We start from the raw sequence: 282 nt of genomic DNA, 5'->3' as shown, positions 1-282 counted from the left end.
TGCATCTTTATTCAGCTCATCATAAAGATCATCCATAGCTTCTGACATACCAGACGAAACCATACATTGTTCATTGATATAACCTGAATGCCAAGTATTTTGGATAATTGGGATCTTTATCGCCTCATAAACATTTTTTAAAGTGATAGCTTCTAAATTATCGGTTAGAAAGTATCCGCCATGCACACCTTTTTTTGTTTGAACTAATCCTCTTTTTCGGCATTTTGCCAGAACTCTGCGAACACGAACTGGATTCGTACAAATGTTCTCAGCTAATGCTTC

At 36.5% G+C, this 282-nt stretch carries 1 protein-coding gene; it reads right to left on the bottom strand.

All coding sequences use genetic code 11. From position 1 onward, the window contains the following. Window positions 1-282 (bottom strand): RrF2 family transcriptional regulator (locus ACEN4L_RS13550; RefSeq protein ID WP_407123691.1); only part of this gene is annotated, 282 nt, incomplete at both ends.

This window comes from Desemzia sp. FAM 23988, from assembly GCF_045528365.1.
In the GTDB taxonomy this organism is placed as follows: Bacteria; Bacillota; Bacilli; order Lactobacillales; family Carnobacteriaceae; genus Desemzia.
The sequence above is the reverse complement of the archived record's forward strand: the minus strand, read 5'-3'. Positions and strand labels throughout refer to the sequence as shown.